27 protein-coding genes and 1 tRNA gene are annotated in these 24,732 nt (G+C 64.7%); 9 read left to right on the forward strand and 19 right to left on the reverse strand.

From position 1 onward, the window contains the following. The first annotated feature begins 95 nt into the window (after positions 1–95). The 5 genes from ACI3EV_RS04950 (at position 96) to sstT (ending at position 4,935) form a co-directional block, all read left to right on the forward strand. Positions 96–980: an ATP-binding protein gene (locus ACI3EV_RS04950; RefSeq protein ID WP_329770222.1), complete on the forward strand. Its 885-nt coding sequence runs from the start codon at positions 96–98 to the stop codon at positions 978–980. Beyond that, positions 977–1,450 carry an NUDIX domain-containing protein gene (locus ACI3EV_RS04955; protein WP_337690606.1) on the forward strand — a complete coding sequence of 158 codons (474 nt, stop codon included), beginning with the start codon at positions 977–979 and terminating at the stop codon, positions 1,448–1,450. The genes ACI3EV_RS04950 and ACI3EV_RS04955 overlap by 4 nt, the downstream gene beginning before the upstream one ends. Positions 1,451–1,549: 99 nt before the next feature. Continuing rightward, entirely contained in the window at positions 1,550–2,686 is a 1,137-nt protein-coding gene (gene nadA, locus ACI3EV_RS04960) for a quinolinate synthase NadA (RefSeq protein ID WP_337690604.1), read from the forward strand. A 9-nt stretch (positions 2,687–2,695) separates the two neighbouring features. Beyond that, positions 2,696–3,550 (forward strand): carboxylating nicotinate-nucleotide diphosphorylase, encoded by an 855-nt coding sequence (gene nadC / locus ACI3EV_RS04965; protein ID WP_337690602.1) that lies wholly within the window; start codon positions 2,696–2,698, stop codon positions 3,548–3,550. A gap of 179 nt (positions 3,551–3,729) precedes the next feature. Then, positions 3,730–4,935: a serine/threonine transporter SstT gene (sstT, locus tag ACI3EV_RS04970; protein WP_329770227.1), complete on the forward strand. Its 1,206-nt coding sequence runs from the start codon at positions 3,730–3,732 to the stop codon at positions 4,933–4,935. A 2-nt stretch (positions 4,936–4,937) separates the two neighbouring features. On the opposite strand, the gene ACI3EV_RS04975 is transcribed toward sstT, so the two are convergent. From ACI3EV_RS04975 to ACI3EV_RS05010, 8 genes are all read right to left on the reverse strand, one after another. Next, on the reverse strand, positions 4,938–5,564 hold the full coding sequence (locus ACI3EV_RS04975; protein WP_329770228.1) for a LysE family translocator: 627 nt from the start codon (positions 5,562–5,564) through the stop codon (positions 4,938–4,940). 3 nt (positions 5,565–5,567) lie between these two features. Beyond that, positions 5,568–7,244 (reverse strand): L-aspartate oxidase, encoded by a 1,677-nt coding sequence (gene nadB / locus ACI3EV_RS04980; protein ID WP_337690601.1) that lies wholly within the window; start codon positions 7,242–7,244, stop codon positions 5,568–5,570. Between the two features lie 40 nt (positions 7,245–7,284). Then, positions 7,285–7,524 (reverse strand): DNA gyrase inhibitor YacG, encoded by a 240-nt coding sequence (locus ACI3EV_RS04985; RefSeq protein ID WP_329770230.1) that lies wholly within the window; start codon positions 7,522–7,524, stop codon positions 7,285–7,287. 12 nt (positions 7,525–7,536) lie between these two features. Continuing rightward, complete coding sequence (gene zapD, locus ACI3EV_RS04990; RefSeq protein WP_337690600.1) at positions 7,537–8,292, reverse strand: cell division protein ZapD; 756 nt, start codon at positions 8,290–8,292, stop codon at positions 7,537–7,539. Further along, complete coding sequence (gene coaE, locus ACI3EV_RS04995) at positions 8,289–8,924, reverse strand: dephospho-CoA kinase (protein WP_337690599.1); 636 nt, start codon at positions 8,922–8,924, stop codon at positions 8,289–8,291. The genes zapD and coaE overlap by 4 nt, the downstream gene beginning before the upstream one ends. A gap of 77 nt (positions 8,925–9,001) precedes the next feature. Continuing rightward, on the reverse strand, positions 9,002–9,847 hold the full coding sequence (locus tag ACI3EV_RS05000; RefSeq protein WP_329770233.1) for an A24 family peptidase: 846 nt from the start codon (positions 9,845–9,847) through the stop codon (positions 9,002–9,004). Continuing rightward, the gene (locus ACI3EV_RS05005; RefSeq protein WP_329770234.1) at positions 9,844–11,040 is read right to left on the reverse strand and encodes a type II secretion system F family protein; all 1,197 of its coding nucleotides are present in this window, start codon (positions 11,038–11,040) and stop codon (positions 9,844–9,846) included. The genes ACI3EV_RS05000 and ACI3EV_RS05005 overlap by 4 nt, the downstream gene beginning before the upstream one ends. After that, on the reverse strand, positions 11,024–12,229 hold the full coding sequence (locus tag ACI3EV_RS05010; RefSeq protein WP_329770235.1) for an ATPase, T2SS/T4P/T4SS family: 1,206 nt from the start codon (positions 12,227–12,229) through the stop codon (positions 11,024–11,026). Before ACI3EV_RS05010 ends, ACI3EV_RS05005 begins: the two co-directional genes overlap by 17 nt. 80 nt (positions 12,230–12,309) lie before the next feature. Here ACI3EV_RS05010 and ACI3EV_RS05015 point away from each other — a divergent pair, with 80 nt between their 5' ends. Together ACI3EV_RS05015 and ACI3EV_RS05020 are read left to right on the forward strand one after the other, a co-directional pair. Next, positions 12,310–13,008, forward strand: a complete 699-nt coding sequence (locus ACI3EV_RS05015; RefSeq protein ID WP_329770236.1) for a histidine phosphatase family protein — start codon at positions 12,310–12,312, stop codon at positions 13,006–13,008. Further along, positions 13,008–14,555 carry an ABC transporter substrate-binding protein gene (locus ACI3EV_RS05020; RefSeq protein ID WP_405198045.1) on the forward strand — a complete coding sequence of 516 codons (1,548 nt, stop codon included), beginning with the start codon at positions 13,008–13,010 and terminating at the stop codon, positions 14,553–14,555. The genes ACI3EV_RS05015 and ACI3EV_RS05020 overlap by 1 nt, the downstream gene beginning before the upstream one ends. 15 nt (positions 14,556–14,570) lie before the next feature. Here ACI3EV_RS05020 and ACI3EV_RS05025 read toward each other — a convergent pair whose 3' ends face one another. From ACI3EV_RS05025 to ACI3EV_RS05040, 4 genes are read right to left on the reverse strand one after another with little or no spacing between them, the layout of a single operon-like run. After that, positions 14,571–15,356 carry an ATP-binding cassette domain-containing protein gene (locus ACI3EV_RS05025; RefSeq protein ID WP_329770237.1) on the reverse strand — a complete coding sequence of 262 codons (786 nt, stop codon included), beginning with the start codon at positions 15,354–15,356 and terminating at the stop codon, positions 14,571–14,573. Further along, the gene (locus tag ACI3EV_RS05030; protein WP_337690598.1) at positions 15,353–16,333 is read right to left on the reverse strand and encodes an ABC transporter ATP-binding protein; all 981 of its coding nucleotides are present in this window, start codon (positions 16,331–16,333) and stop codon (positions 15,353–15,355) included. Before ACI3EV_RS05030 ends, ACI3EV_RS05025 begins: the two co-directional genes overlap by 4 nt. Beyond that, positions 16,333–17,214, reverse strand: a complete 882-nt coding sequence (locus ACI3EV_RS05035; RefSeq protein WP_337690597.1) for an ABC transporter permease — start codon at positions 17,212–17,214, stop codon at positions 16,333–16,335. The genes ACI3EV_RS05030 and ACI3EV_RS05035 overlap by 1 nt, the downstream gene beginning before the upstream one ends. Further along, positions 17,211–18,170, reverse strand: coding sequence for an ABC transporter permease (locus tag ACI3EV_RS05040; protein ID WP_329770240.1), 960 nt, complete (start codon positions 18,168–18,170; stop codon positions 17,211–17,213). The genes ACI3EV_RS05035 and ACI3EV_RS05040 overlap by 4 nt, the downstream gene beginning before the upstream one ends. Positions 18,171–18,279: 109 nt before the next feature. Here ACI3EV_RS05040 and ACI3EV_RS05045 point away from each other — a divergent pair, with 109 nt between their 5' ends. Then, complete coding sequence (locus tag ACI3EV_RS05045) at positions 18,280–18,537, forward strand: YfhL family 4Fe-4S dicluster ferredoxin (protein WP_329770241.1); 258 nt, start codon at positions 18,280–18,282, stop codon at positions 18,535–18,537. A gap of 39 nt (positions 18,538–18,576) precedes the next feature. Next, on the forward strand, positions 18,577–18,819 hold the full coding sequence (locus ACI3EV_RS05050; RefSeq protein ID WP_329770242.1) for a hypothetical protein: 243 nt from the start codon (positions 18,577–18,579) through the stop codon (positions 18,817–18,819). Between the two features lie 6 nt (positions 18,820–18,825). Here ACI3EV_RS05050 and pth read toward each other — a convergent pair whose 3' ends face one another. The 7 genes from pth to ACI3EV_RS05085 all read right to left on the reverse strand — a co-directional run bounded on the left by pth (position 18,826) and on the right by ACI3EV_RS05085 (position 24,681). Next, on the reverse strand, positions 18,826–19,398 hold the full coding sequence (gene pth, locus ACI3EV_RS05055) for an aminoacyl-tRNA hydrolase (protein ID WP_337690596.1): 573 nt from the start codon (positions 19,396–19,398) through the stop codon (positions 18,826–18,828). 93 nt (positions 19,399–19,491) lie between these two features. Beyond that, positions 19,492–20,106 (reverse strand): 50S ribosomal protein L25/general stress protein Ctc, encoded by a 615-nt coding sequence (locus tag ACI3EV_RS05060; protein ID WP_329770244.1) that lies wholly within the window; start codon positions 20,104–20,106, stop codon positions 19,492–19,494. A gap of 103 nt (positions 20,107–20,209) precedes the next feature. Next, positions 20,210–21,184, reverse strand: a complete 975-nt coding sequence (locus tag ACI3EV_RS05065) for a ribose-phosphate pyrophosphokinase (RefSeq protein WP_329770245.1) — start codon at positions 21,182–21,184, stop codon at positions 20,210–20,212. An 86-nt stretch (positions 21,185–21,270) separates the two neighbouring features. Further along, positions 21,271–21,347 (reverse strand) — tRNA-Gln (locus ACI3EV_RS05070). 42 nt (positions 21,348–21,389) lie between these two features. Beyond that, entirely contained in the window at positions 21,390–22,250 is an 861-nt protein-coding gene (gene ispE, locus ACI3EV_RS05075) for a 4-(cytidine 5'-diphospho)-2-C-methyl-D-erythritol kinase (protein WP_329770246.1), read from the reverse strand. Then, entirely contained in the window at positions 22,247–22,774 is a 528-nt protein-coding gene (locus ACI3EV_RS05080) for a lipoprotein insertase outer membrane protein LolB (RefSeq protein ID WP_329770247.1), read from the reverse strand. Before ACI3EV_RS05080 ends, ispE begins: the two co-directional genes overlap by 4 nt. A 2-nt stretch (positions 22,775–22,776) precedes the next feature. Next, positions 22,777–24,681: a tetratricopeptide repeat protein gene (locus ACI3EV_RS05085; RefSeq protein ID WP_337690595.1), complete on the reverse strand. Its 1,905-nt coding sequence runs from the start codon at positions 24,679–24,681 to the stop codon at positions 22,777–22,779. Positions 24,682–24,732: the final 51 nt, after the last annotated feature.

Consider the following 24,732-nt stretch of genomic DNA (forward strand, 5'->3'; position numbering starts at 1 on the left):
CCTAGAACAAAGGCCGCCGGGGAAACCCGGCGGCCTTTGTCATGCTGGCGGCTGATGTATGCTTGAACTCTTGCCTTTACTGTCTGCCCAAGAAAATGAATGTCGCTTTTGAAAAACTGTTGATGCGTGCCGAAGCCGTGCTGGAGCGGCTGGAACAGGTGCTGCCGCAGCCGCTGCAGCAACCGGACTGGGATGCCTCGATTGCCTTCCGCTATCGCCGCCGCGGGCGCGGCATGATGGGCCAGGTCGGCGTGCTGGAGCCCGTGCGTCACGTGGCGGTGATGGCGCTGCAGGACCTGCAGGAAATCGATGGCCAGAAGGAACGCCTGGTGCGCAATACCGAGCAGTTTGTCGCTGGCCGTCCCGCCAACAACGTGCTGCTGACCGGCTCGCGCGGTACCGGCAAGTCCTCGCTGGTGCGCGCCTGCCTGCACGCCTACGCGGATCAGGGCCTGCGCCTGATCGAGGTGGACAAGACTGATCTGGTGGACCTGCCGGATATCGCCGAATTGGTGGCGCAGCGCCCGGAAAAATTCATCATCTTCTGTGACGACCTGAGCTTTGACGAGGGCGAGATCGGCTACAAGGCGCTCAAGTCCATGCTGGACGGCTCGATTGCGGCGGCTACACCGAATGTGCTGATCTATGCCACCAGCAACCGGCGCCATCTGCTGCCCGAATACATGAAGGAAAACCTCAGCTACCAGCATACGCCGGATGGCGAGGTGCATCCGGGTGAGGTGGTGGAAGAGAAGATCTCCCTGTCCGAGCGTTTTGGCATGTGGATCAGTTTCTACCCGTTCAGCCAGGACGAGTATCTGGCGATTGTGCGCCAGTGGCTGCGCAGCCTGGGTGTGCCGGAATCGGCGATGAGCGCTGCCGAGCCTGAGGCGCTGGTCTGGGCGCTGGAACGCGGTTCGCGCAGTGGCCGTGTGGCCTATCAGTTTGCCAGGGACTATGCCGGAAGGCAGAGCGCATGAGCCGCTATACCCAAGCGCAACCGCTGGTCGCCGATGGCGATCGCCCGCGAGATGATGCTGCCACAGGCGAAGCACGCCAGCTGGTGCAGGTTGCCGTGGGCGTGCTGCTGCAGCCCGATGGCAGCTTTCTGCTGACCAGCCGCCCGCCGGGCAAGGTCTATGCCGGCTACTGGGAGTTTCCGGGCGGCAAGCTGGAGCAGGGCGAGTCGGTGGAGCAGGCGCTGCGGCGTGAGCTGCAGGAGGAAATCGGTGTACGCATCACGGCGGTGCAGCCCTGGCGCGATAGCGTGGTCGATTATCCGCATGCCCTGGTACAGCTGCATTTCTGCAAGGTGACGGCCTGGGAAGGCGAGCTGTGCATGCACGAGGGCCAGCATTACAGCTGGCAGCAGTTGCCGGTGCAGGTCGATCCGGTGCTGCCGGGCACGATTCCGGTGCTGGGCTGGTTGACGCAGGAGCGTGCCGGTTGAACTTGCTACCCCGGACAGACTCCAATCTGCGCGACAATACGCGGCAATGGCGTTGCAGGCCTGTCCCGGCACGCCCCCAGTGAAAGTGAGAGACCTATCATGACCGAATCCCCTGTCCGCCAGTTTGATTTTCCGCTGCAGGACGCCGAAGGCGCGACCTGCACCGCCCATGCCTGGGCCAAGGTGCCGCCGCAGTTGAGCCCGGCCGAACGCGATGCATTGATGCAGAAGAGCGCCGAGCTGCTCAAGGCCCGCAACGCCGTTCTGGTGGCGCACTACTATGTGGATGGCGACTTGCAGGATCTGGCGCTGGCCACGGGTGGCTGCGTGTCCGATTCGCTGGAGATGGCGCGTTTTGGCCGTGACCACGAGGCGCAGACGCTGGTGGTGGCTGGCGTGCGTTTCATGGGGGAATCGGCCAAGATCCTGAGCCCGGAAAAAACCGTGCTGATGCCCGATCTGGATGCCACCTGTTCGCTGGATCTGGGCTGTCCGATCGACGAATTCAGCGCCTTCTGCGATGCCCATCCGGACCGCAAGGTGGTGGTGTATGCCAACACCAGCGCAGCCGTCAAGGCGCGTGCCGACTGGATGGTTACCAGCTCCTGTGCACTGGCGATCGTGAATCACCTGAAAGAGCAGGGCGAGAAAATTCTCTGGGCGCCGGATCGCCACCTGGGCAACTACATCCAGCAGCAGACCGGTGCCGACATGCTGTTATGGCAAGGTGCCTGCATCGTGCATGACGAATTCAAGGGCCTGGAGCTGGATCTGTTGCGCAAGCAGTATCCGGGGGCAAAGATCCTGGTCCACCCGGAATCGCCCACCAGCGTGGTGCAACAGGCCGATGTGGTCGGCTCCACCTCGCAACTGCTCAAGGCGGTGATCGATGGTGCCGAAGGCGAGACCTTTATCGTCGCCACCGACAAGGGCATCATGCACCGCATGCGTCAGCTGGCACCGGGCCGCAAGCTGATCGAGGCGCCCACGGCCGGCAACAGCGCCACCTGCAAGAGCTGCGCGCATTGCCCGTGGATGGCGATGAACGCGCTGCAGGGCGTGGTCGATTGCCTGCAGAACGGCAGTGGTGAGGTGTTTGTCGATCCCGAGATCGGTCGCAAGGCCGAAGGCTGCATCACGCGCATGCTGGATTTCGTCAAGGCGAACCCGGACGCGCTGGTGGTCAAGGATGGCGGTCGCCTGAGCGGCATGACGCCTGGCATTGGCGCAGCGTAAGGAGAGCCCATGTTCGAATCCAACGAAAGCCTGGAACAGGCGCGCGCGCGCAATATCCGCGATGCGCTGGTGGAAGATATCGGTGTCTGTGACTGGACCGGCCAGCTGGTACCCAGCCCGCGTCCGGTGCAGGCGCGCGTACTGGTGCGTGAACAGGCGGTGCTCTGTGGCCGTGACTGGTTCGAGGGCTGCATGCATGGCGTCGATCCGGAATTGCGCATCGACTGGCATTACGCCGAAGGTGAGCTGATGCAGCCGGATACCGATGTCTGCCATATCCACGGCGATGCGCGTTCCATCCTGACGGCCGAGCGTGCTTCGCTCAACTTACTGCAACTGCTCAGTGGCACCGCCAGCGTCACGCGTCGTTATGCCGAAGCGATTGAGGGTGCTTCTGATCGCGCTTGCGCCGTGCTCGATACGCGCAAGACGATTCCCGGACTGCGCCAGGCGCAGAAGTATGCCGTGCGTGTAGGTGGTGGCCAGAACCAGCGCCTGGCCCTGTGGCATGGCATCCTGATCAAGGAAAACCACATTGCGGCTGCTGGCGGCATTCCACAGGTGCTGGAGAACGCCCGCGCGCTCAATGCCGGTGTCGAGATCCAGATCGAAGTCGAGCGCATTGACCAGCTGCAGCAGGCACTGGATGCCGGCGCCATCAGTGTGCTGCTGGACAACTTCACGCTGGATGCCATGCGTGAAGCGGTGGCGCTGACGGCTGGCAGGGCGCTGCTGGAGGCTTCCGGCGGCATCAGTTTTGACACCTTGCGCAGCATTGCGGCGACTGGTGTGGATCGCATTTCGATTGGCAAGCTGACCAAGGATGTGGTGGCGACGGACTACTCGTTGCGGATCCTGGGCTGAGGTCTGCCTTGTGAAGGTGGCGTGATCGCCACACAATGGCCTGTTCCGGCAAGGTTGATGAACAGGTCCCTGATGGCTTCCCCTAAAATTGCGGGCTTTCCCCGGTAGGTCTCATGCGTGTCTACCGGGATCGAAACAGATGATGGCGCACTTTGGTGACCGTCAGGGGAGCAAGAGAAATGTTCGATTCCATCAAGCACTTCATCCGCCACGGATCGCTGGTGCTGCAGATTTTCATGGGCCTGGTGGCAGGCATTGTGCTGGCTGTCGTCTGGCCAGACGCGGCGCGTGCCACTATCCTGTTTGGCACGCTGTTTGTCGGTGCGCTGAAGGCAGTGGCACCGCTGCTGGTGTTCGTGCTGGTGATGGCGTCCATCGCCCGGCACCAGCAGGGCGTGCAGACCAATATGCGCACGGTGCTGATCCTGTATGCCATCGGCACTTTTGCCGCGGCGCTGGTGGCGGCAGCCGGCAGTTTCCTGTTCCCGATGGAGCTGACCTTCAAGCCGGTGGAGGGTGAGCTGTCGCCGCCGGGCGATGTGCTGCAGGTGCTGAAAAACCTGGTCATGAGCATGGTGGACAACCCGGTCAGCGCCCTGATGAACGCCAACTATATCGGCGTGCTGACCTGGGCCGTGGCGCTGGGCCTGGGCCTGCGCCATGCCAACCCGGCCACGCACCAGCTGCTGGGTGACCTGTCTGACGGCGTCTCCTGGGTGGTGCGTCTGGTGATCCGCTTTGCGCCGTTTGGCGTGATGGGCCTGGTCGCCGATGCGATCCTGACTGCTGGCTGGGATGCACTGCTCAACTATGCGGCCTTGCTTGGCCTGCTGATCGGCTGCATGCTGATCGTGGCGCTGATCGTCAATCCGATCATCGTCGCGGTCATGACGCGCCGCAACCCGTATCCGCTGGTGTTCACCTGTCTGCGCGAAAGCGGCGTCACCGCCTTCTTCACGCGCAGCTCGGCGGCCAACATCCCGGTCAACATGGAACTGGCCAAGCGCCTGGGCCTGAACCGCGATACCTATGCGATCTCGCTGCCGTTGGGTGCCACCATCAACATGGCTGGTGCCGCCGTCACCATCAACGTGCTGACGCTGGCCGCCGTGCATACGCTGGGCATTTCGGTAGATTTTGGTACCACGCTGCTGCTGTGCGTGGTGGCTTCGATTGCCGCCTGTGGCGTGTCGGGCGTGGCCGGTGGATCGCTGCTGCTGATTCCCATGGCGGCCAGCCTGTTCGGCATTCCCAACGACATCTCGATGCAGGTGGTTGGTGTCGGCTTCGTGATTGGCGTGCTGCAGGATGCATTTGAAACCGCACTGAACTCGTCCACCGATGTGCTGTTTACCGCGGCCGCCGACCCGGTGATGCGCGCCTGAGGTCAGCGCTGGGACAGCAGCAGCTTGATCGCCATGCCGGCAAACACCAGGCTGGCACCGCGATTGAGCCAGCGCTGCGCCCGGGCCGATTCGCGCAGCCGCTGGCCGGCGCTGCCAGCCAGCATGGCCAGCGCAGAAAATGTCAGCCAGGCAGCCAGGATGAATAGCAGGCCAAGCCAGACCGTCTGCAGGGCGACGCTGCCATGTTTCGGATCGGCAAACTGCGGCAAAAAGGCCAGAAAGAATAGCACCACCTTGGGATTGCTCAGGTTCATCAGCACGCCGCGCATCCAGGCCTGTAGCGGCGTCATCGGCGGTGGCACCGGGCTGTCGGCCGTCATGGCGGGTGCGTTCCAGGCGCCCCAGGCCAGATAGAGCAGGTAGGCCGCACCCAGCAGCTTGAGTACGGTAAAGGCCGTGCTGGATGCGGCCAGCAGTGCAGCCACGCCAAAGGCGACGGCCAGCGTGTGCACGATCAGGCCGCTGCACAGCCCCAGCACGACCCAGAGCCCGGCGCGCACGCCGCGCAAGGCCGATAGCGTCATGACAAACACATTGTCCGGCCCGGGCGACAGGGACAGCAGTACCGCAATGCCGAAAAAGGACAGCGCAGTTTCCAGCGGCAGCATCGCTTACTTCACCTTCTTTTTCTTGCCGCTGCGGCGATCCAGATTCTTGAACAGGATGGTCGGGAAACTGGCCGGCAGCAGTTCCGGGTAGTCGCGGATATAGTGCAGGCCGCGGCTTTCGTGGCGGCTCAGGGCGCTGCGCACGATCAGCTCGGCGCAATCGACCAGGTTGCGCAGTTCCAGCAGGTCGCGGTTGACGCGGAAATTGGCGTAGTAGTCGTCGATCTCGGCACGCAGCAGCAGGATGCGGTGCTTGGCGCGTTCCAGCCGGCGCGTGGTGCGCACAATGCCGACGTAGTTCCACATCACCAGGCGCAACTCGTCCCAGTTGTGGGCAATCACGACCTGTTCGTCGGCATCTTCGACCTGGCTTTCGTCCCAGCCGGGCAGCAGCGGGTTGTGGTGGAGCTCCTGCTGCATGATGGCCTGTGCGCAGCTCTTGCCCAGCACCACGCATTCCAGCAGCGAGTTGCTGGCCAGGCGGTTGGCACCGTGCAGGCCGGTGTAGGTGGTTTCGCCCACCGCATACAGATGGTGCAGGTCGGAGCGGCCATCCAGATCGGTGACGACGCCGCCACAGGTGTAGTGTGCCGCCGGCACCACCGGAATCGGATCTTTCGTGATGTCGATACCGAGTTCCAGGCAGCGCTGGTAAATGGTCGGAAAGTGCGACTTGAGGAAATCGGCACCCAGATGGGTGGCATCCAGCCAGACATAGTCCAGGCCGTGCTTCTTGATCTCGAAGTCGATTGCGCGCGCCACCACGTCACGCGGGGCCAGCTCGGCCATCGGGTGGTGGTGCGGCATGAAGCGCTCGGCGTGGATATTGCCGTCGGCGTCTTTCAGCGGCAGCTTGAGGATGCCGCCTTCGCCGCGCAGCGCCTCGGTGATCAGGAAGCTGCGCTCGGCTGGGTGGTAAAGGCAGGTCGGGTGGAACTGGATGAATTCCATGTTGCCGATGCGGCAGCCGGCGCGCCAGGCCATGGCAATGCCATCGCCGGTGGAGGTATCGGGATTGGTGGTGTAGCGGTAGACCTTGCCGACGCCGCCCGAGGCCAGCACCACGGCGCGTGCCGGCAGCGTCATCACGCAATCCTTGTCGATATCGAGCACATAGATACCGTAGCAGTGCTTGATCGGCGAGTGGCCCTGTTCGCCCAGGTGCTTGTCGGTCACCAGGTCGATCGCCATCCAGCGCTCGTGCAGCGTGATGTTGGGGTGTTCGCGCACGCGCGCCAACAGCGATTCGTGGATTGCCTTGCCAGTGGCATCGGCGGCGTGGGCGATGCGGCGCACGGTGTGGCCGCCTTCGCGTGTCAGGTGCAGGCCGAGCGGACCGGACGGATCACCGGTAAAAGGCACGCCTTGCTGCACCAGCCATTCGATCGCATCGGCGGAGTTTTCGGCGATAAAGCGCGCCGTGTCTTCGTCGACGATGCCGGCGCCAGCTTCCTGGGTATCGTGCACATGGCTTTCGATGCTGTCGTCGGAGCCGAGCACGCCGACGATGCCGCCCTGGGCGCGCGTGGTGGCTGATTCCTCCACCTTGCGCTTGGCAAGCATGATGACCGGCACCGATTCGGCCAGATGCAGGGCCACGGCCAGTCCGGCCAGGCCGGCACCGACGATGACGACGGGGAGTTGTGCCTCCGGGGAGGTCAGGGAGATCGGTTCGGACATGGTCGGTCAGGGAGTCAGGGCAGGGGGCGCGGGCCGGGTGTCAATGCCGGGGCATGGGCTCGTCGGGCAGCAGGCCGTCCGGCGGGGTGTTGTCCGGCATCTGGTATTCCTCGTTGGCCCAGGCGCCCAGGTCGATCTTGCGGCAGCGCTCGCTGCAGAACGGGCGCCAGGGGTTGGACGGGGCGTAGACGCTGTCGCCACCGCATTGCGGGCAGCGCACGATGCGCTCGGAAAAGCCGGGCGTTGCACCGGAGGGGGAATCGGAATCAGGCTTGGACATGGGCAAACAGGGTCAGGCGCACAGGGTCAGCTCGAAGCTGACGTCGATCGGATGCAGCGCCAGATGGCCGTCAGGATCCTGGCGCATCATGCGCACCGAGACCAGCAGGCGGTTGGCGCTGATTTCCGGAATCACCTGGTGTACCGGGTCGACCGCGAGCTGCAGCAGCTGGAAGCTGCGTGCCTGTGGCAGGTTGAGCTGGAACTGGCCGTTCTGCGCCGTCATGCGCTGGGTATGGCCGCCGTTGCGCACCAGACTCAGCAGCAGGCGGATGCTGTCGGATACCGGATGCATGCCGGCCATCCAGTGTTTCAGATCGGTCTTGCGCCGGGTTTCGGGCAGATGCTGCCAGGCATGGTAGGCCGGCAGGTCGAATTCGCAGGTGCCGCCGGGAATCGCGATGCGGCTGCGCAGTGCCATCAGCCAGTCGTTGCTGGTGATGCCGTGGCCGATCTTGCCCTGCATCTGTTCCAGCAGGCGGAAGCAGACATCGGCTTCGCGCATCAGGCGATCCAGCGTGCCTTGTGCGACCGCCGGGTTGTCACGCCAGCTGGAGAGCTGCTGGCGCAGCCGGTCCAGGTCCAGCATGATCTCCTTTTTCAGGTCGGAGCGGCTGGTGATCTCGAGGATCTCGAACAGGGTGTAGAGCGCGTAGTGGTGGTCCACCGGCATGTCACGCGCGGACAGTTCGGCGTAGTGGCCAAACAGGTGTTCCAGTCGCAGGTAGGTGCGGATGCGCTCGTTGAAGGGGTATTCGTACAGGATCACGCCGGGTTTCCTTTGGCGTCAATGATAAGTCCGAAACGCCGTGCCAGCGCACGCGTCTGCGCCTGCAGCCCGGCCAGGCTGATGCCGGCACCGTTGCGGATCACGGCATCGGCAATCTGCCGACGTTGCGCGCGTGTCGCCTGCGAGGCGATGATGCCCTCGATGGCGCTACGCTCCAGCTGGTTGCGCTGCATGACGCGGGCGATCTGCGTCTCGCTATCGCAATCGACCACCACGATCTGCTGCAGGCGCTGGCGCCAGTGCGCCGATTCGGTCAGCAGCGGGATGTCGTAGACGATGACGCGGATGCCACGGGCGCTGGCGGCTTCCGCCTGCTGGCGGATCTGCTGCAGCACCAGCGGATGGATGATGGCCTCGAGCTGCTTGCGCGCGTCCGGATCGCGGAAGGCCAGCTCGCGCATGGCGTTGCGGTCGAGTGCGCCTTCGGGCGTGATGAAACTGGCGCTAAACTGCGTGCGGATGGCGTCGATGGCGACGCCGCCCGCCGCCGTGGTGGCGCGCGAGATGGCATCGGCGTCAATGACGCAGGCGCCGAGTTGCTGGAACATCTGGCTGACGGTGCTCTTGCCGCTGCCGATGCCGCCCGTGAGTCCGATATGCCAGGTGTGCATGGATGCGCTGCGGTGCGGGGAATCGTCTGGCGCCGCCTGCTGGCAGGCGGCGTCCCGGAGTGCCGCCAGTGGCGGACTTACAGGGGCCATTGTAGCCAGACTGGCAGTGGCATCAGCCAGGCAGACCAGCCGGCCAGCGCCAGGAAGGGCCCGAACGGGACATAGCCACCCTCGCGCAGCTGGCCCTTGACCTTGAGGTACAGCCCGACCATGCTGCCGGCGAGCGAGGCCAGCAGCAGGATCGGAATCAGTCCGGCCAAGCCGAACCAGGCACCGAGCGCGGCATACAGCATGGGGTCCCCGTTGCCCATGCCAATGCGGCCGGTGACCAGGTGGAACAGCGTGCTGACCAGCCAGAGCAGGCCATAGCCGGCCAGCGCACCCCAGACGGTCTGCTGCAGCGGGACATCCAGCCAGCCCAGGCTGCTGCCCAGCAGGCCGAGCGCGAGCAGGCTGAGGCTGAGGGAATCGGGCAGGTAGGTGGTGTCCCAGTCGATCAGCGCGATGACCAGCAGCAGGCAGGCAAAGCTGAACCAGAGCAGGGCAGCAGGTGTCAGGCCGTAGCGCCAGGCACACCAGCCCCCAAAGCCGGCGGTCAGCAGTTCCACCAGCGGGTAGCGCACGCTGATGCGCTGGCTGCAGTGGGCACAGCGGCCACGCAGCCAGAGCCAGCTCAGCAGCGGAATCAGCTGGTACCAGCGGATCCGCGTGTGGCAGGAGGGGCAGTGTGAGGGTGGCTGCGCCAGGTCGTAACGCGGCCCGGGCGCGGGTGCCGGCAGACCCTGGCGTTCCGCCTGCCAGGCGGCCTGATCGGCCTCCCAGGCGGCTTCGATCATGCGTGGCAGGCGATGCACCACCACATTCAGAAAGCTGCCGGTGAGCAGCCCCAGCAGCAGGCCGATGAGCAGCACAAACAGCGTCACAGTACCTGCCCCAGCTGGAAGATCGGCAAATACATGGCCAGTACCAGGCCGCCGACCAGCAGACCGAGCAGCAGCATCAGCGCCGGTTCGGCGATGGTGGACAGGGTGCGCAGCAGTTGCTGCAGCTCTGCTTCGCACAGCTCGGCGATGCGCGCCAGCATCTGTTCCAGCGTGCCGGAGGCTTCGCCAGTCTGCACCAGCTGCAGCGCCAGCGGCGGGAAAATGCCCTGCTGCTGCATCGCCGCGGCCAGCGCCGAGCCTTGCAGCAGCTGTTCGCGCAGGCGCTGGCTGCGTTCGGCCATGCAGCGGTTGCCACTGGCCTGGCCGGCAATCGGCAGTGCATCGGCCAGCGGCAGGCCGGCCTGTGCCAGTGTCGCCAGCACGCGTGCCCAGCGCGCGGTAGCGGCCTGGGTCAGCAGTGCACCCAGCAGGGGGAGTTGCAGCAATCGGGTATCCATGATCAGTCGCATTGTGGCATGGCGTTGCCACAGCCGCAGCAAGGGCACGCCGGCCAGCAGCGCGATCAGCGGCAGCAGCCAGCCCCAGGCGATGGCAGCTTCGCTCAGGCGGATCACCAGCTGCGTGGGCCAGGGCAGTTCGGCACCAAAGCTGGCAAACATCTGGGCAAAGGTGGGCACGACAAACACCAGCATGGCGGCCATGACGATGCCGGCGGTGAACAGCACCAGCAGCGGGTAGGCCAGCGCCCCGCGCAGCCGGGCGCGCATGGCCTGGGCCTGCTCCATGTGGGTGGCCAGGCGCAGCAGGGTCTGGTCCAGCGTGCCGGAGGCTTCGCCGGCTTCGACCAGGCTGGCGCTGGCGGCATCGCACCAGCGTTGCTGGCGCAAGGCCTGGTGCAGCGCCTGGCCCGATTCCACCACCTGGCGGACCTGGTTCCAGCCGTGCGCCATCGCGGGCGGACTGCCGCTGGCAGTCAGCTCCAGCGCCTGCAGCAGCGGCAGGCCGGCATGCAGCAGGGTGCCCAGCTGGCGCATGCTGCGCGTCAGGGCGGCACGGCGCGGCTGGCCATGCGCTTGCAGCGGGCGTGTGCGGATGCGCTGCGGCTGCACGCCTTCGAGCAGCAGTTGCAGCCGTGCGGCACGCAGGTCGCGCGCATGCAGCTGGCCCTGTTGCAGCTGTCCGCTGGCATTCAGCCCCTGCCAGTGGAACAGGCGTTCAGTCGGTGGTGGCATGCAATACCTCTTGCAAGGATGTCTCGCCCTGCAGCACCTTGCGCAAGCCGGCCTGGCGCAGGCTGCGCATGCCAAGCTGGCGTGCCAGTCCTTGCAGCTGGTGGCTGGCGGCCTGCTGCAACATGGCGTCCTGCAGCTCGCTGCTGATCGGCATCAGCTGGAAGATGCCGGTGCGGCCTCGGTAGCCCTGATGACAATGGGCGCAACCGACCGGCTGCCATGCCTGCGGGCGCGAGGCGAGCTCCGTCTCCGGCAGGCCGGCAGCCAGCCATTGCGAGGCATGCAGTGGCTGCGGCTGGCGGCAGTGCCGGCACAGCTGGCGCACCAGCCGCTGCGCCACGACCAGGCTGATGCTGGCGGCCAGCTGGTAGGGCGGCACCCCCATTTGCTGCAGCCGCGTCAGCGCCGAGGGCGCATCGAGCGTGTGCAGCGTGGACAGCACCAGATGCCCGGTCTGCGCTGCCTTGAGGGCGGTGTCGGCCGTAGCCAGATCGCGGATTTCACCGACCATCAGGATGTCCGGATCCTGGCGCAGAAAGGCGCGCAGCACGCTGGCGTAATCCAGCCCGGCTTTTTCATGCAGATGCACCTGGTTGATGCCTTCCAGCCGGATTTCGCACGGGTCTTCGACACTGGCGATATTCACATCGGGACGGTTCAGCGCTTGCAGGCAGCTGTACAGCGTGATGGTCTTGCCGGAGCCGGTCGGCCCGGTCACCAGCACCATGCCTTGTGGCCTCTGGATGGCATCGCGCAACTGTTGCAGCTGCAGCGGCTCCAGCCCGAGGGCGTCGAGCTGCACCTGGGCGTTGTCGGTGGGCAGCAGGCGAATCACGATTTTTTCGCCAAACAGCGTGGGCAGGGTGCTGACGCGCAGATCACCCGTCTGCCCGGCTGGCAATTCCAGCCGGAACTGGCCGTCCTGCGGCAGGCGTTTTTCGGCGATATCGAGTCGCGCCAGCACCTTGATGCGGCTGGCGATGCGTTCCTTGAGGCTGGCTGGCGGAGCTGCCACCGGCTGCAGCTGGCCGTCGATGCGCAGCCGTACCCGGTAGCTGTGTTCGTAGGGTTCCAGATGCAGGTCGGATGCGCCGCGTGCCCAGGCCGCAGCCAGCAGCGCCTGCAACCAGGACACGGCGCTGCTGTCGTCGGCAGAGGGTAGGGGTGGGGCGGCGGCAGGTGGGTACATGGCAGGCATAAAATTAATATTTAAGTATTATTATTGCATGATTCCATCGCCGCTACATATTGCCCCCTTACAATGGCTGCATGCCCGAGCTGATCCTTATCCGACACGGCGAAACCGACGCCAACAAGGCCCTGCGTTTTCAGGGCCACACCGATATTCCGCTCAACGCCATGGGCCAGCTGCAGTCTGACCGGCTGGCCAAGGCCTTGCGCGACAACGGCATCCTCGACCGCGTGGTGGCGGCCTACAGCAGCGACTTGCAGCGCGCCGCCAAGACGGCTGAAACCGCCTTGCACCAGCTGCCGCTACAGGCGCGCCTGCTGACTGAATTGCGCGAGCAGTCCTTCGGCATTCTCGAAGGGCTGACGATGGACGAAGCCCGCCTGCAGCATGCCGACATCCTGCACGACTGGATGCGCTTCGATCCCGATTACCAGCTGCCGCACGGCGAGAGCCTGCGCCGTTTCCACCAGCGTACGCTGGGCGCGCTCACCGGTATCGCGCAGGCGCACGCCGACATGCCGGCGGATGGCTGCATCCTGGTGTTTTCGCACGGCGGCGTGGTAGACATGGCCTGGCGCACGCTCACCGGCCAGTCGCTGGCCGGCCCGCGCACGGTGGAGATCCCCAACGTGGGCCTGAACCACATGCGCTGGGATGGCTCGCAGTTCCAGCTGTTGCACTGGGCTGATGCACGCCATGTGGCCGATTTGCCCAGCCAGCCACGCTATGACCAGACGCGGCTGCAAGTTCCCGCTTCCGACAAGGAGAATGCCTGATGATGGATAGACGCACGGTATTGCTGTCTGGCCTGGGGCTGGCCGCCACAGGCAGCCTGGGCCTGACGGCTTGCAAGCCCTCCGACGCTCCGACTATGGCGGGCAGCGGTGCCGCTGCGGCCGCTGGCAAGAGCGGCCAGACCAGCCTCACGCTGGGCATGGTGCTAGAACCGCCAGGCCTGGACCCGACCACCGGTGCCGCTTCCGCCATTGGCGAGATCACGCTCTACAGCCTGTACGAAACGCTGACCAAGATTGGTCCCAATGGCAAGGTTGGCCCCTTGCTGGCCGAATCGTGGGAACATACGCCGGATCTGCTGCGCTGGACTTTCCGCCTGCGCCAGGGTGTCAAGTTCCACAACGGCGAGGCCTTCTCGTCCGATACCGTCAAGTTTGCCTTCGGGCGCGCCGCCGCATCGGACAGTACCAACAAGGACAAGCGCCTGTTCAGCAGCTTTACCGGCATCGACACGCCGGATGCGCACACCGTGGTACTGACGGTGTCCGAGCCCAATCCGGATCTGCCTTTCCTGCTCGGCCAGGCGACCGCCATCATGGTGGAGCCCAAGAGCGCTGCCAGCAACGGCATCCATCCGGTCGGCACCGGCCCCTATCTGGTGGACAACTGGCGCACCGGCGCCTCGCTGATGCTGAAGGCCTGGCCGGATTACCGCGATGCCGGCAACATCGCCCTCAAGCAGGTGACTTTCCGCTTCATTTCCGATACCGCGGCACAGACAGCAGCGCTGCTGTCGGGCGATGTAGACCTGTTCCCGCGCGTGCAGGTGGCGCGCAGCCTGGACCAGTTCCGCAACAACCCGCGCTTCCAGGTATTGGTGGGCGGATCACGCGCCAAGACGATCCTGGCCATGAACCATGCGCGCAAGCCGCTGGGCGATGTGCGCGTGCGCCGTGCCATCAGCGCCGCGATTGACCGCCAGGCGGTGGTTACTGGCGCCGCTGATGGTTTTGGCGTGCCGATCGGCAGCTATTACGTGCCGGGCGCGCCGGGCTATGTCGATACTACCAGCATCAATAGCTACGATCCTGAACGTGCCAAGGCCTTGCTGAAAGAGGCTGGCATCGACAAGCTGACGCTGACCATCAAGCTGCCGCCGCCGCCGTATGCGCGCCAGGGCGGCGAGGTGATCGCGGCCATGCTGGCCAAGGTCGGCATCACGGCGAGGCTGGAAAACATCGAATGGGCGCAGTGGCTGAGCAACGTCTATGGCGGCAGCCAGGATTACGACATGACCATCATCAGCCATGTCGAACCGTTTGACCTGGACAATCTGGCCAAGCCCGATTACTACTGGCATTACGATTCGCCGCAGTTCCAGGAGCTTTACACGCGCATCACGCGCACCGCCGACGAGATCGAGCGCAACCGCCTGCTGGGCGAGGCGCAGCAGCTCGCCGCGACTGATGCCGTCAGCGCCTACCTGTACCAGCCGCAGTGGATCACGGTGGCGCGCAGCGGCATCCAGGGCCTGTGGCAGGACATGCCGGTGTTCGTCAACGACCTGTCGGCGATCCGCTTCCAGTAAGCGATCACTTGCTGTTCATAGCCGCGGCACGGCCGACAGCAATTTCTGCGTGTAGGGGTGCTGTGGCGCCTTGAACAACTGTTCGGCCGGCGCGTATTCCACCAGCTGGCCGCGATACAGCACGGCAATCTGGTGACACACATGGTGCACCACCGCCAGGTCGTGGCTGATCAGCACAAAGCTGATGCCATGCTCCTGCTGCAGCCGGCAGATCAGGTTCAGCACCTGGGCCTGTACCGATACATCCAGTGCGCTGACGGGCTCATCGGCCACGATCAGGCGAGGTCGGCTGATCAGCGCACGCGCCATGGCAATGCGCTGACGCTGGCCACCGGAAAACTCGTGCGGGTACTTGTCCAGATCGGGTTCGCGCAGGCCCACTTCCTGCAGCGCCAGCAGGGCGCGCTCACGCAGCGTAGTGCGATCCAGCCCGTCCATGTGCAGCGGTTCGGTGACGATGCGCAGCACGGTCTGGCGCGGATCGAGCGAGGCATACGGATCCTGGAACACCATCTGGAAATCCTTGCGCGCCTGCAGCAACTCGCGCGCGGGCAGCGCATGCAGGTCCCGCCCCAGCAGCAGCACCTTGCCGGCATCGGGCTGGTCCAGTGCCATGATCAGGCGTGCCAGCGTGGTCTTGCCACTGCCCGATTCGCCGACGATGCCCAGGCTTTCGCCGGCCTGCAGCTCCAGGCTGACATCATCGAGTGCGCGCGTGATGCGTGGCGGCTCGAACAGGCTATGGCGGCGCTGGCGGTAGTGGCGGGACAGGTGTTGCACCTGCAGCAACGGCGTGCTCATGACTCGGGCTCCAGATGCAGGCAGCGTGCCAGGTGCGGAATCGGGCTGGCGGCCGGCAGCGCGACCATCGGCGGTTCGGCCAGGCGGCAGTCATCCTGCACGCGGCTGCAGCGGTCGGCAAAACGGCAGCCAGGCGGTGGCGCAAACAGGTCCGGCACCTGGCCCGGAATGGTCGGCAGGCGGGTGCCGCGTGCCGCATCCAGCCGCGGGCGCGCTTGCAGCAGGGCGCGTGTGTACGGGTGCGCCATGCGCGCAAACACTGCGGCGGTGGCGCCGGATTCGACCACGCCACCGGAGTAGAGCACCAGCATCTGCTGCGTGTAACGGGCAATCACGGCCAGATCGTGGCTGATCAGGATCAGCGCCATGCCGCGTTCGGCCACCAGGTCGCGCAGCAGGTCCAGGATCTGTGCCTGCACCGTCACGTCGAGTGCGGTGGTCGGCTCGTCGGCAATCAGCACATCGGGATCGCAGGCGAGCGCAGCGGCAATCATGATGCGCTGGCGCTGGCCACCGGAAAACTGGTGTGGGTAGTCTTTCAGGCGCTGTTGCGCATCGGGAATACCGACACGATCCAACAGCGCGGCCGCATGGTCCAGCGCCTCGCGCCGGCGCATGTTGCGGTGCAGGCGCAGCGGCTCGGCCACCTGGTCGCCAATGCGCTGCAACGGGTCCAGCGCCGTCATCGGTTCCTGGAACACCATGCCGATATCGTCACCGCGCAGCGCGCACAGGTCTTGCTCGCTGGCTCCGACCAGTTGCTGGCCGTTGAACAGGATGCTGCCCTGTGCCTCGGCGTTGTTCGGCAGCAGGCCCATCAGCGCCAGCATGCACAGCGTCTTGCCGCTGCCCGATTCGCCAATCACGCCCAGTGTCTGGCCGCGTTCCAGTGAAAAACTGACGTTGCGCACACCAGCTGCACTGCCGCGATGGGTGTGCAGCAGTACGCTCAGGTCCTTGACTTCGAGCAGCGCCATCAGCGGCCTCCCTCGGAAATGCGCGGATCCAGCAGGTCGCGCAGGGCATCGCCCAGGAAATTCAGGCCCAGCACCGCCAGCGCGATCGCCACGCCCGGGTACACCGCCAGCATTGGATGGCTGAACAGCAGCGTCTGCGCATCGGCCAGCATGCGGCCCCAGCTCGGTTGCGGCGGTTGCGTGCCCAGGCCCAGATAGGACAGGGCGGCTTCGGCCAGAATCGCCACCGAGAACTGGATGCTGGCCTGCACGATCAGGATCGCCGCGATATTCGGCAGGATGTGCTCCAGCGTGATACGCAGCTGGTTCTTGCCGCAGGCCTGTGCCGCCAGCACGAATTCACGCGTCCACAGCGCACGTGCGCCGGCACGCGTGACGCGGATAAAGGTCGGGATATTGAAGATGCCGATGGCGATCATGGCGTTGACCATGCCCGGCCCCCAGACGGCGGCCAGCATGATGGCGGTCAGCAGCGCCGGAAAGGCAAAGGTCACGTCGGTGAGGCGCAGGATGACTTCTTCCAGCCAGCCACGCCGTGCCGCTGCCAGCAGCCCCAGCGCCGTGCCCACGGTCAGGCCGATACCGACGGCAATCACGCCCACAAAGATCGAGCTGCGTGCGCCCACCAGCAGCTGCGACACCACATCGCGGCCCATCACGTCGGTCCCCAGCCAGTGCGTGATGCTCGGCCCGGCGAGCCGCTTGGCCAGATCCATCTCCAGCGGCGGGTGCGGCGTCCAGACATAGGACAGCAGCGCTGCGGCGACCAGCAGCAGCGTCAGCAGCGCACCAATCCACAAGCCGGGGTGGCGGCGTGCGCGGCGGCGAAAGCGGCGTCCCGGAGTATCGGGCTGGTGCGGGGTGCTCACGGCGGTATTCATGCACCGCTCCGGTTGCGCGTACGCAGGCGCGGATCGATCAGTGCATACAGCACATCGACCAGGAAGTTGACCACGATCACCATGCTGGCCAGCAACATCACGCAGTTGCGCACCACAATCAGGTCACGATTGGCGATGCTCTGAAAAATCAGCCGGCCCAGACCGGGCAGGAAGAACACGTTTTCCACCACGATGGTGCCGGCCAGCAGGCTGGCAAACTGCAGGCCCATGATGGTCAGCACCGGAATCATGGCGTTGCGCAGCACATGGCGATAGAGCACGGCACGCTGGCTCATGCCGCGTGCGCGCGCAGTGCGCACAAAGTCTTCCTGCATCACCTCGAGTACCGAGGAGCGCGTGATACGGGCCAGGATCGCCGTCTGCACCACGGCAAGTGACAGCGCCGGCAACAGCAGGTCACGCAGGCCGTTCAGGATGCCGGCACGCCAGCCGTCAAAGCCGCCAGCGCCAAACCACTGCAAATGCACGGAAAACAGCAGGATCAGCAGGATGGCAAACCAGAAATTGGGCACCGCCATGCCGATCTGCGCCAGGCCCATGACCACGACGTCGCCGGGCTTGTTGTGGCGCGAGGCGGCATAAACCCCCACGGCCAGCGCCACGATGCTGGTGATCAGCATTGCCAGCAGTGCCAGCGGCACGGTCAGTGCCAGCCGTTCGGCAATCAGCGGCCAGACTGGCCGGCCATAGGCATGGCTGATGCCCATGTCGCCCTGTACCAGGCCGCTGATCCAGCTGGCGTAGCGGCTCCACAGCGGCTGGTCCAGTCCGAGCTGGCGTGCCAGTTCGGCCACCGCCTCGGGGCTGGCGTCCGGGCCCAGCATCACCTGGGCGGCGTTGCCGGGCAGGATTTCCAGCACGCCAAACACCACCAGCGAGGTGAGCAGCAGTGTCAGCAGCAGGCTGGACAGGCGTTGGACAAGATAGGCGCTCATGCAGACAGGGGGAATGGGGTTATAGGCTGACGCCCAGGGCGCAAAACCGGATAATACTGGTTTTATATCATCTGCCCGCAAGGCAGTGCATGAAGAAGAGGTAAGGCCCGTGGCCCTGATGATCACCGATGATTGCATCAACTGTGATGTATGCGAGCCCGAGTGCCCGAATGAAGCCATTTATCTGGGCGAAGAGATCTACGAGATCAATCCATCCAAGTGTACCGAGTGTGTCGGTCACTTTGACGAGCCCCAGTGCGTGCAGGTCTGCCCGGTGGCCTGCATCCCGATAAACCCCGAGTTTGTCGAAACGCGGGAACAATTGATGGACAAGTTCCATCAGTTGCAGGACAAGCAGGACGCTTGATCCGCGCAGGGCGGCTCCCTGCAGCAGGAGATCGCCGCCATGCCTATTGCCAACATCGTCATCTATTTCGCCTGGATTGCGGCTGTCGTTGCCTTTGTCCTGGCCGGCCTGTCCCTGACGCACGTGGGGGCTGGCATCCATCCCTTGCTGGGCGATACCCAGGCTGGCCTGGTGTTCCTGCTGTGCGGCATCACCATGGTGGTGTTTGCGATTTTTCCGCGCCTGATCTACCGCCTGACCAAGCGTGAAAAGGAACAGCACACTGCCGAGGACGATGCCTGAACGGTCTCAGGGTGCCGTATGGATGTCCTTGGTCGCCTTGGTCATGTCGCCGGCCAGCAGGTCGGGCAGGGCCTTGAGGCTGTGGTCAATCGCCTGTTCGATGGCAATGCGGTGGTCGGGCGAGGGTTTTTTCAGTACCCAGTGCACCACTTCGGACTTCACGCCCGGATGGCCAATGCCAATGCGCAGGCGCCAGTAATCGGGTGAGCCGAGTTGCGCGTGGATATCGCGCAGGCCGTTGTGGCCGGCGTGACCGCCGCCTTTCTTGAGCTTGACCTGGCCCGGCTCAAGATCCAGTTCGTCGTGCACCACCAGGATGTTTTCCGGTGGAATCTTGAAAAAGCGTGCCAGCGCGCCGACCGACTGGCCGGAGCGGTTCATGAAGGTCTGCGGCTGCAGCACCCAGACCGGCTTGCCCTGGATCGTGGTGCGGCCCATCAGGCCGTGGTAGCTGCGCTCCATGTTCAGGAACAGGCCCAGCTTGCGCGCGGCGGCATCGGTCCACCAGAAGCCGGCGTTGTGGCGGGTGTCTGCGTATTGCGGTCCGGGGTTGCCGAGGCCGACGATGAGCTGGATCATGACGATGTCTTGCGTGGAGAAAAGAAAGAGGATACGGCAGCGCCCATGAAAAAGCCCACCGAAGTGGGCTTTTCCTGTGCGCGTGTGCCGGGATTATTCGGCAGCAGCTTCGCCTTCGCCTTCAGCAGCGGCAGCAGCGCCACCACCGGCCGGGCCAACAATGGTCACCAGCACCGGGTCGGTTTCACCGCCCTGGGCGACGAATTCCACGCCTTCGGGCAGGGTCAGCTGGCTGGCCAGCACGACGTCACCCTTCTTGGCCTGGCTCAGGTCCACGACGATGGCTTCCGGCAGGTCCTTGGGCAGACAGACGATTTCCAGTTCGTTCTGGACGTGGTTGACCGTGCAGCGGTCCAGCTTGACAGCGTCGGACTCGTCAGCACCCACGAAGTGCAGCGGCACCTTCAGGGTCAACTTCTCGCCAGCGACCACGCGCTGGAAGTCCACGTGCAGCACCAGCTGCTTGTAGGGGTGGTATTGCACGTCACGCAGCAGCACCGGGGTGACCTTGCCGGCCACTTCCAGGTTCAGCACGGAAGAGTGGAACACTTCCTTTTTCAGGGCGTGCCACAGGGCGTTGTGGTCCAGTTCGATGGCGACCGGATCAGCGTTGCCGCCGTAAACGATACCGGGGGTTTTACCAGCATTGCGCAGGCGGCGGCTCGCACCCGTACCTTGCATGGTGCGCTCAAAAGCGACGACTTTCATGGTTTTCTCCATTGGTGGCAGCACCGCGACCAGTGTCTGCCTGGGTTGATAAAAAAATCTGCACTTGAACGTGTGCAGAGGACGTTGTAAGGAGACCGGAAGATCAGTTCTGGTCGTCGCTGTCGCTGAACAGGCCCAGCACGGAATCGCCATTGGCAATGTGCTGCATGGTCTTGGCAATCAGCGGGGCTACCGAGACCTGGCGGATCTTGGTGCAAGCCTGCGCTTGCGGCGACAGCGGAATGGTGTTGGTCACCACCACTTCGTCCAGGGCGTCGCCACGGGCAATGCGCTCGATGGCCGGACCGCTGAAGATCGGGTGGGTACAGTAGGCATAGACATTCTTGGCACCGCGCTCCTTGAGCACTTCGGCAGCCTTTACCAGGGTGCCGGCGGTGTCGATCATGTCGTCCATGATGATGCAGGTACGGTTGCCGATGTCACCGATGATGTTCATCACTTCGCTGACGTTGGCGCGCGGACGGCGCTTGTCGATGATGGCCAGGTCGCAGCCGAGCTGCTTGGCCAGTGCGCGGGCACGCACCACGCCGCCCACGTCCGGCGACACCACGATCGGGTCATCGTAGTTCTGCTGGCGCAGGTCGCTCAGCAGCACCGGGGAAGCGTAGATGTTGTCCACGGGAATATCGAAGAAGCCCTGGATCTGGTCGGCGTGCAGGTCCATGGTCAGCACGCTGTGCACACCCATGGTCTGCAGCAGGTTGGCCACGACCTTGGCCGAGATCGGCACGCGCGAGGAACGCGGACGGCGGTCCTGGCGGGCGTAGCCGTAGTAGGGGATGACGGCCTGGATGCGCTCGGCGGAAGCGCGCTTGAGCGCGTCTACCATGATGAGCAGTTCCATCAGGTTGTCGTTGGTCGGGGCGCAGGTGGGCTGGATGATGAAGACATCACGTGCGCGCACGTTCTGCTTGATTTCCACCGTGACTTCGCCGTCGGAGAAACGGCCTACCTGGACTTCGCCCAGGGTGGTGCCCAGGCACTGGACCACTTCTTCGGCAAGACGGGGGTTGGCGTTGCCGGTGAAGACGAGGAAGTCAGAGGCGGAAGAGGTCATTTCGGGTTCCGGAAATGAAAAAAGCCATCGGCAGGATCGTACGCTGGCGATGGCCGTTAAACGGTGTGATGCTCTGGACAGGTAGATGGCAGGGGAGGAAGGATTCGAACCCTCGCATGCCGGAATCAAAATCCGGTGCCTTAACCAACTTGGCTACTCCCCTACACACGCTGACTGTCATGAACAATCAGCGTCATGCTGTTCGTTAAGCCCTCCATTGTAGCAGAGGATGAAGGGCCATATTGCTGCAAACCCGTATTTTCCAGTTTTTTGTTGCAGGCTGTTGTAAATCTGCACTCTGGAAGCTGGTGGGCAGCTCAGCAAACACTGCAGTGCCGGAACCGGTCATGCGCCCTTGCAGCTGGTGCTGCTGCAGCCAGGACAGAGCCTGGGTGACGGAAGGGCAGAGCCCTTGGGCAACCGGTTGCAGGTCATTGCGTCCGTACTGGTACGGGCTTGTGCTTGCAACGAAGTCTGCGATTGTAGCAGCACTTGTATCCCTTTTTAAGGCTGGGTCGGTAAAAATTTTTCCCGTGGGTGCGCCTTCCTCGGGCTTGACCACCAGAAAGCGTGCCGGCGGCAGCTCTACCGCCTGCAATTGTTCGCCAATGCCCTCGACCCAGGCGTTGCGGCCGAACAGGAAGAAGGGCACATCGGCACCGAGTTCGAGGCCTATGGCCGCCAGTTGCTGCGGCGACAGGCGCAGGTCCCACAGCCGGTTGAGCGCCAGCAGGCAGCTGGCGGCATCGGAGGAGCCACCGCCCATGCCGGCTTCCGAGGGAATCTGCTTGTGTAAATGGATATGGGCGCCCAGCGTGCAGCCGGTGGCTTGCTGCAACTTGCGCGCGGCGCGCACGCACAGGTCTTCGGCCGGCAGCTGGCTGTGCGGATCGGCATCGCTGCGGGTGATGCGGCCATCGGCCTGCAGGCGGAAATCCAGCGTGTCCTGCCAGTCGATCAGCATGAATACCGATTGCAGCAGGTGGTAGCCGTCCGGGCGGCGGCCGGTGATGTGCAGGAACAGGTTGAGCTTGGCAGGCGCCGGAATATCACGCAGCTCGGTCATGTCGCGTCTGCATCCACCGATTCGATGATGAGCTGCAGGCGTGCCGTGGGCAATGGTTGCAGGCGTTTGGCGATCAGGCGGCCTTCGCTGCGCTGCGACAGGTCGGGCTCCCAGCCGGGGACCGGGGTGGGACGGCCATCGAGCCAGTCGAACAGCGAAGTGACGGGCACATTGGTGCCGGTGACTTCGGTGACCAGGCTGTCCAGGTCCGGATAGGCGCGCGTGCCATTGCCTTGCTGCAGCTCGGCGACACCGGGCATCCAGCGGATCTGCGCCAGCTGGCCGCCCAGCGGGTTGAACAGGCCGAGCGTGCCGCTGAGGGCGTTGCCGGTCAGTTCAAAGCCGGCGATAAAGGATTGCGGCGGATCCTGGTCGAGTACCAGCGACAGGCGGCCGGCCCAGGCACGAATCGGGCCGTCGGGAATCGGCGTGGCGGGAACGGAGGCGCAGCCAGCCAGCGTGGCACCCAGCAACAGGGCGGCACCCAGCTGCAGGCTGCGGCGGCGGGAAATGGAATCGGTCATGGTCAGGGGCGGGTGGGGGTGGCGGCAGGGCGCGGCGTGTAGCCCAGGCGCTGCATGGTTTCTTTCAGTACGGTGTCATCCTTGTCCAGCACCAGGCCTTCCTCGAATACCTTGCCAGCGGCTTCACGGTCGCCGATGGTCCAGAGCACCTCGGCCAGGTGGGCGGCCACTTCGGCCTGCGGTTCGGCGACAAAGGCCTTTTCCAGCCAGCGGCGTGCTTCCGGCAGATTGCCCAGGCGGTATTCGACCCAGCCCATGCTGTCCTGGATGGCACCGCTGTCGGGCGACAGGTCCAGCGCCTTGCGGATCAGTTCCTTGGCTTCGGGCAGGCGTTCGTTGCGGTCGGCCAGCGTATAGCCCAAGGCGTTGAAGGCGTTGGGTGAATCGGGGCGCAGCGCCATCACCTTGCGCATGTCCTGCTCGGTGGCGGCGTAATTGCCCAGGCGCTCCTGCGTCATGCCGCGTGCGTACAGCAGTTCGGCATTCTCCGGGCTGCGGGCGATTTCGGCATCGAGCGCGCGCAGCGCCTCGGCGTGGCGACCGGCACGATCCAGCAGCTGGGCCTCGGCCAGGCTGCGCACCTGGCGCTGCTCGTCGTTGTCGGCGGGCAGGGCACGGATCTGCTGCAAGGCGAGATCGTACTTGCCCAGGCTGTTGAGGGTTTCGGCGCGCTGCACCATGGCGGCGTGGCGGGCGCTTTCCGGCTGGATGCGTTCCAGCCAGCGCGCCGCTGCGGCCGGGTCATTCTGGTGATCGGCGATCTCGGCCATCATGATGTTGGCCTGCATGTCGCTGCTCACGGTCAGGTTGGCCTGCAGGATGCTGAGCGCGATATTGCCGTCTTCACGCGGGCCGGGCATCGGGTCTTCGGCCTTGCGTACGCGGAAATACTGCTGCAGCGATTTTTCAGCCGCCGCCCATTGCTTCTCCTGCAGTTGCAGGCCGCCCTGCAGCATCCAGGCCATGGCGTAATCCGGGTGCCTGCGCAGCACCAGGTCCAGTTGTTTCAGCGCATCGTCATGGCGGCGGATCTCGATCAGGGTCTTGGCATAGGCCAGCTGGATCTCTTGCGTGGCCTGGGGCGCGGTGGCGATCTTGCGTGCCAGCAGTTCGGCGCGGCGCGCCACGTCGGGCTGCTCCTGGCGCGAGGCGCGCATCAGGTCCATGGCGACCAGGCCTGGCAGCTCACGGTTGTGCAGCAGCGCGCCAAGCGCCACCTCGGGTGGCGTGGCCTGCTGGCTACGTTCCAGCATCTGCAGCGAAGGGGAGAAATCGCGTGCCAGCATCTGCATGCGTGCCATCGCCAGTGCGGCGACGAAGGCGGTATCGCGCTGCTCCACATACGGCTGCAGCGGTTCGCGCACGATGCCCAGGGCCTGCTGCTGATCCTTGACGTTCAGGTAATAGCTCGGGATGTTGTGGATCAGCGTCTGGCGCTTGTCGCCGCTGGCGTGGGCCAGCGCCTGGCGCAGCGGATCGGCGGTTTCACTGACGCGATCCAGCATCAGCAGCACCTGCAGCTGGTAGGTGTCTGCATTCGGGTCATTCGGCAGGGCGGTCTGCCAGGAGCGGATCGCCGTCAGTGCAGCATCCGGGGCGCGGCCCTGCAGCGCGATCTCGACGGCGCGCGCATAGAGGCGGCCGTCTTGCGTGCGGCGTGCCGCATCCATCAGGTAGATGAAACCGCGCGAAGGGTTGTTGCGCTGCACGTAAAGCTCGCCGGCCAGGGTGTCGTACAGGGCGGTGGAGCTCTCGATCACGGCCTGCAGGGCGGTGCGGTCGGCGGCCTGCTGGGCGGCACTGCGCGGGGCGATGAGGGCCTCGGCGCCAGGCGTGGTGGCAGCCAGGGCCGGTGCCGTGCTCAGGGCGGCAGCCAGACTCAGGGCAAGAAGGGAAAAGCGCTGCAAGGGAATGTCCTCGGAAATGCGGGCAGAATCGGGCCGGCCGGTCGGTGGCCT

Origin of the sequence: Allobrachymonas wangyanguii (assembly GCF_045055315.1) — a bacterium.
GTDB lineage: Bacteria > Pseudomonadota > Gammaproteobacteria > Burkholderiales > Burkholderiaceae_C > Brachymonas > Brachymonas wangyanguii.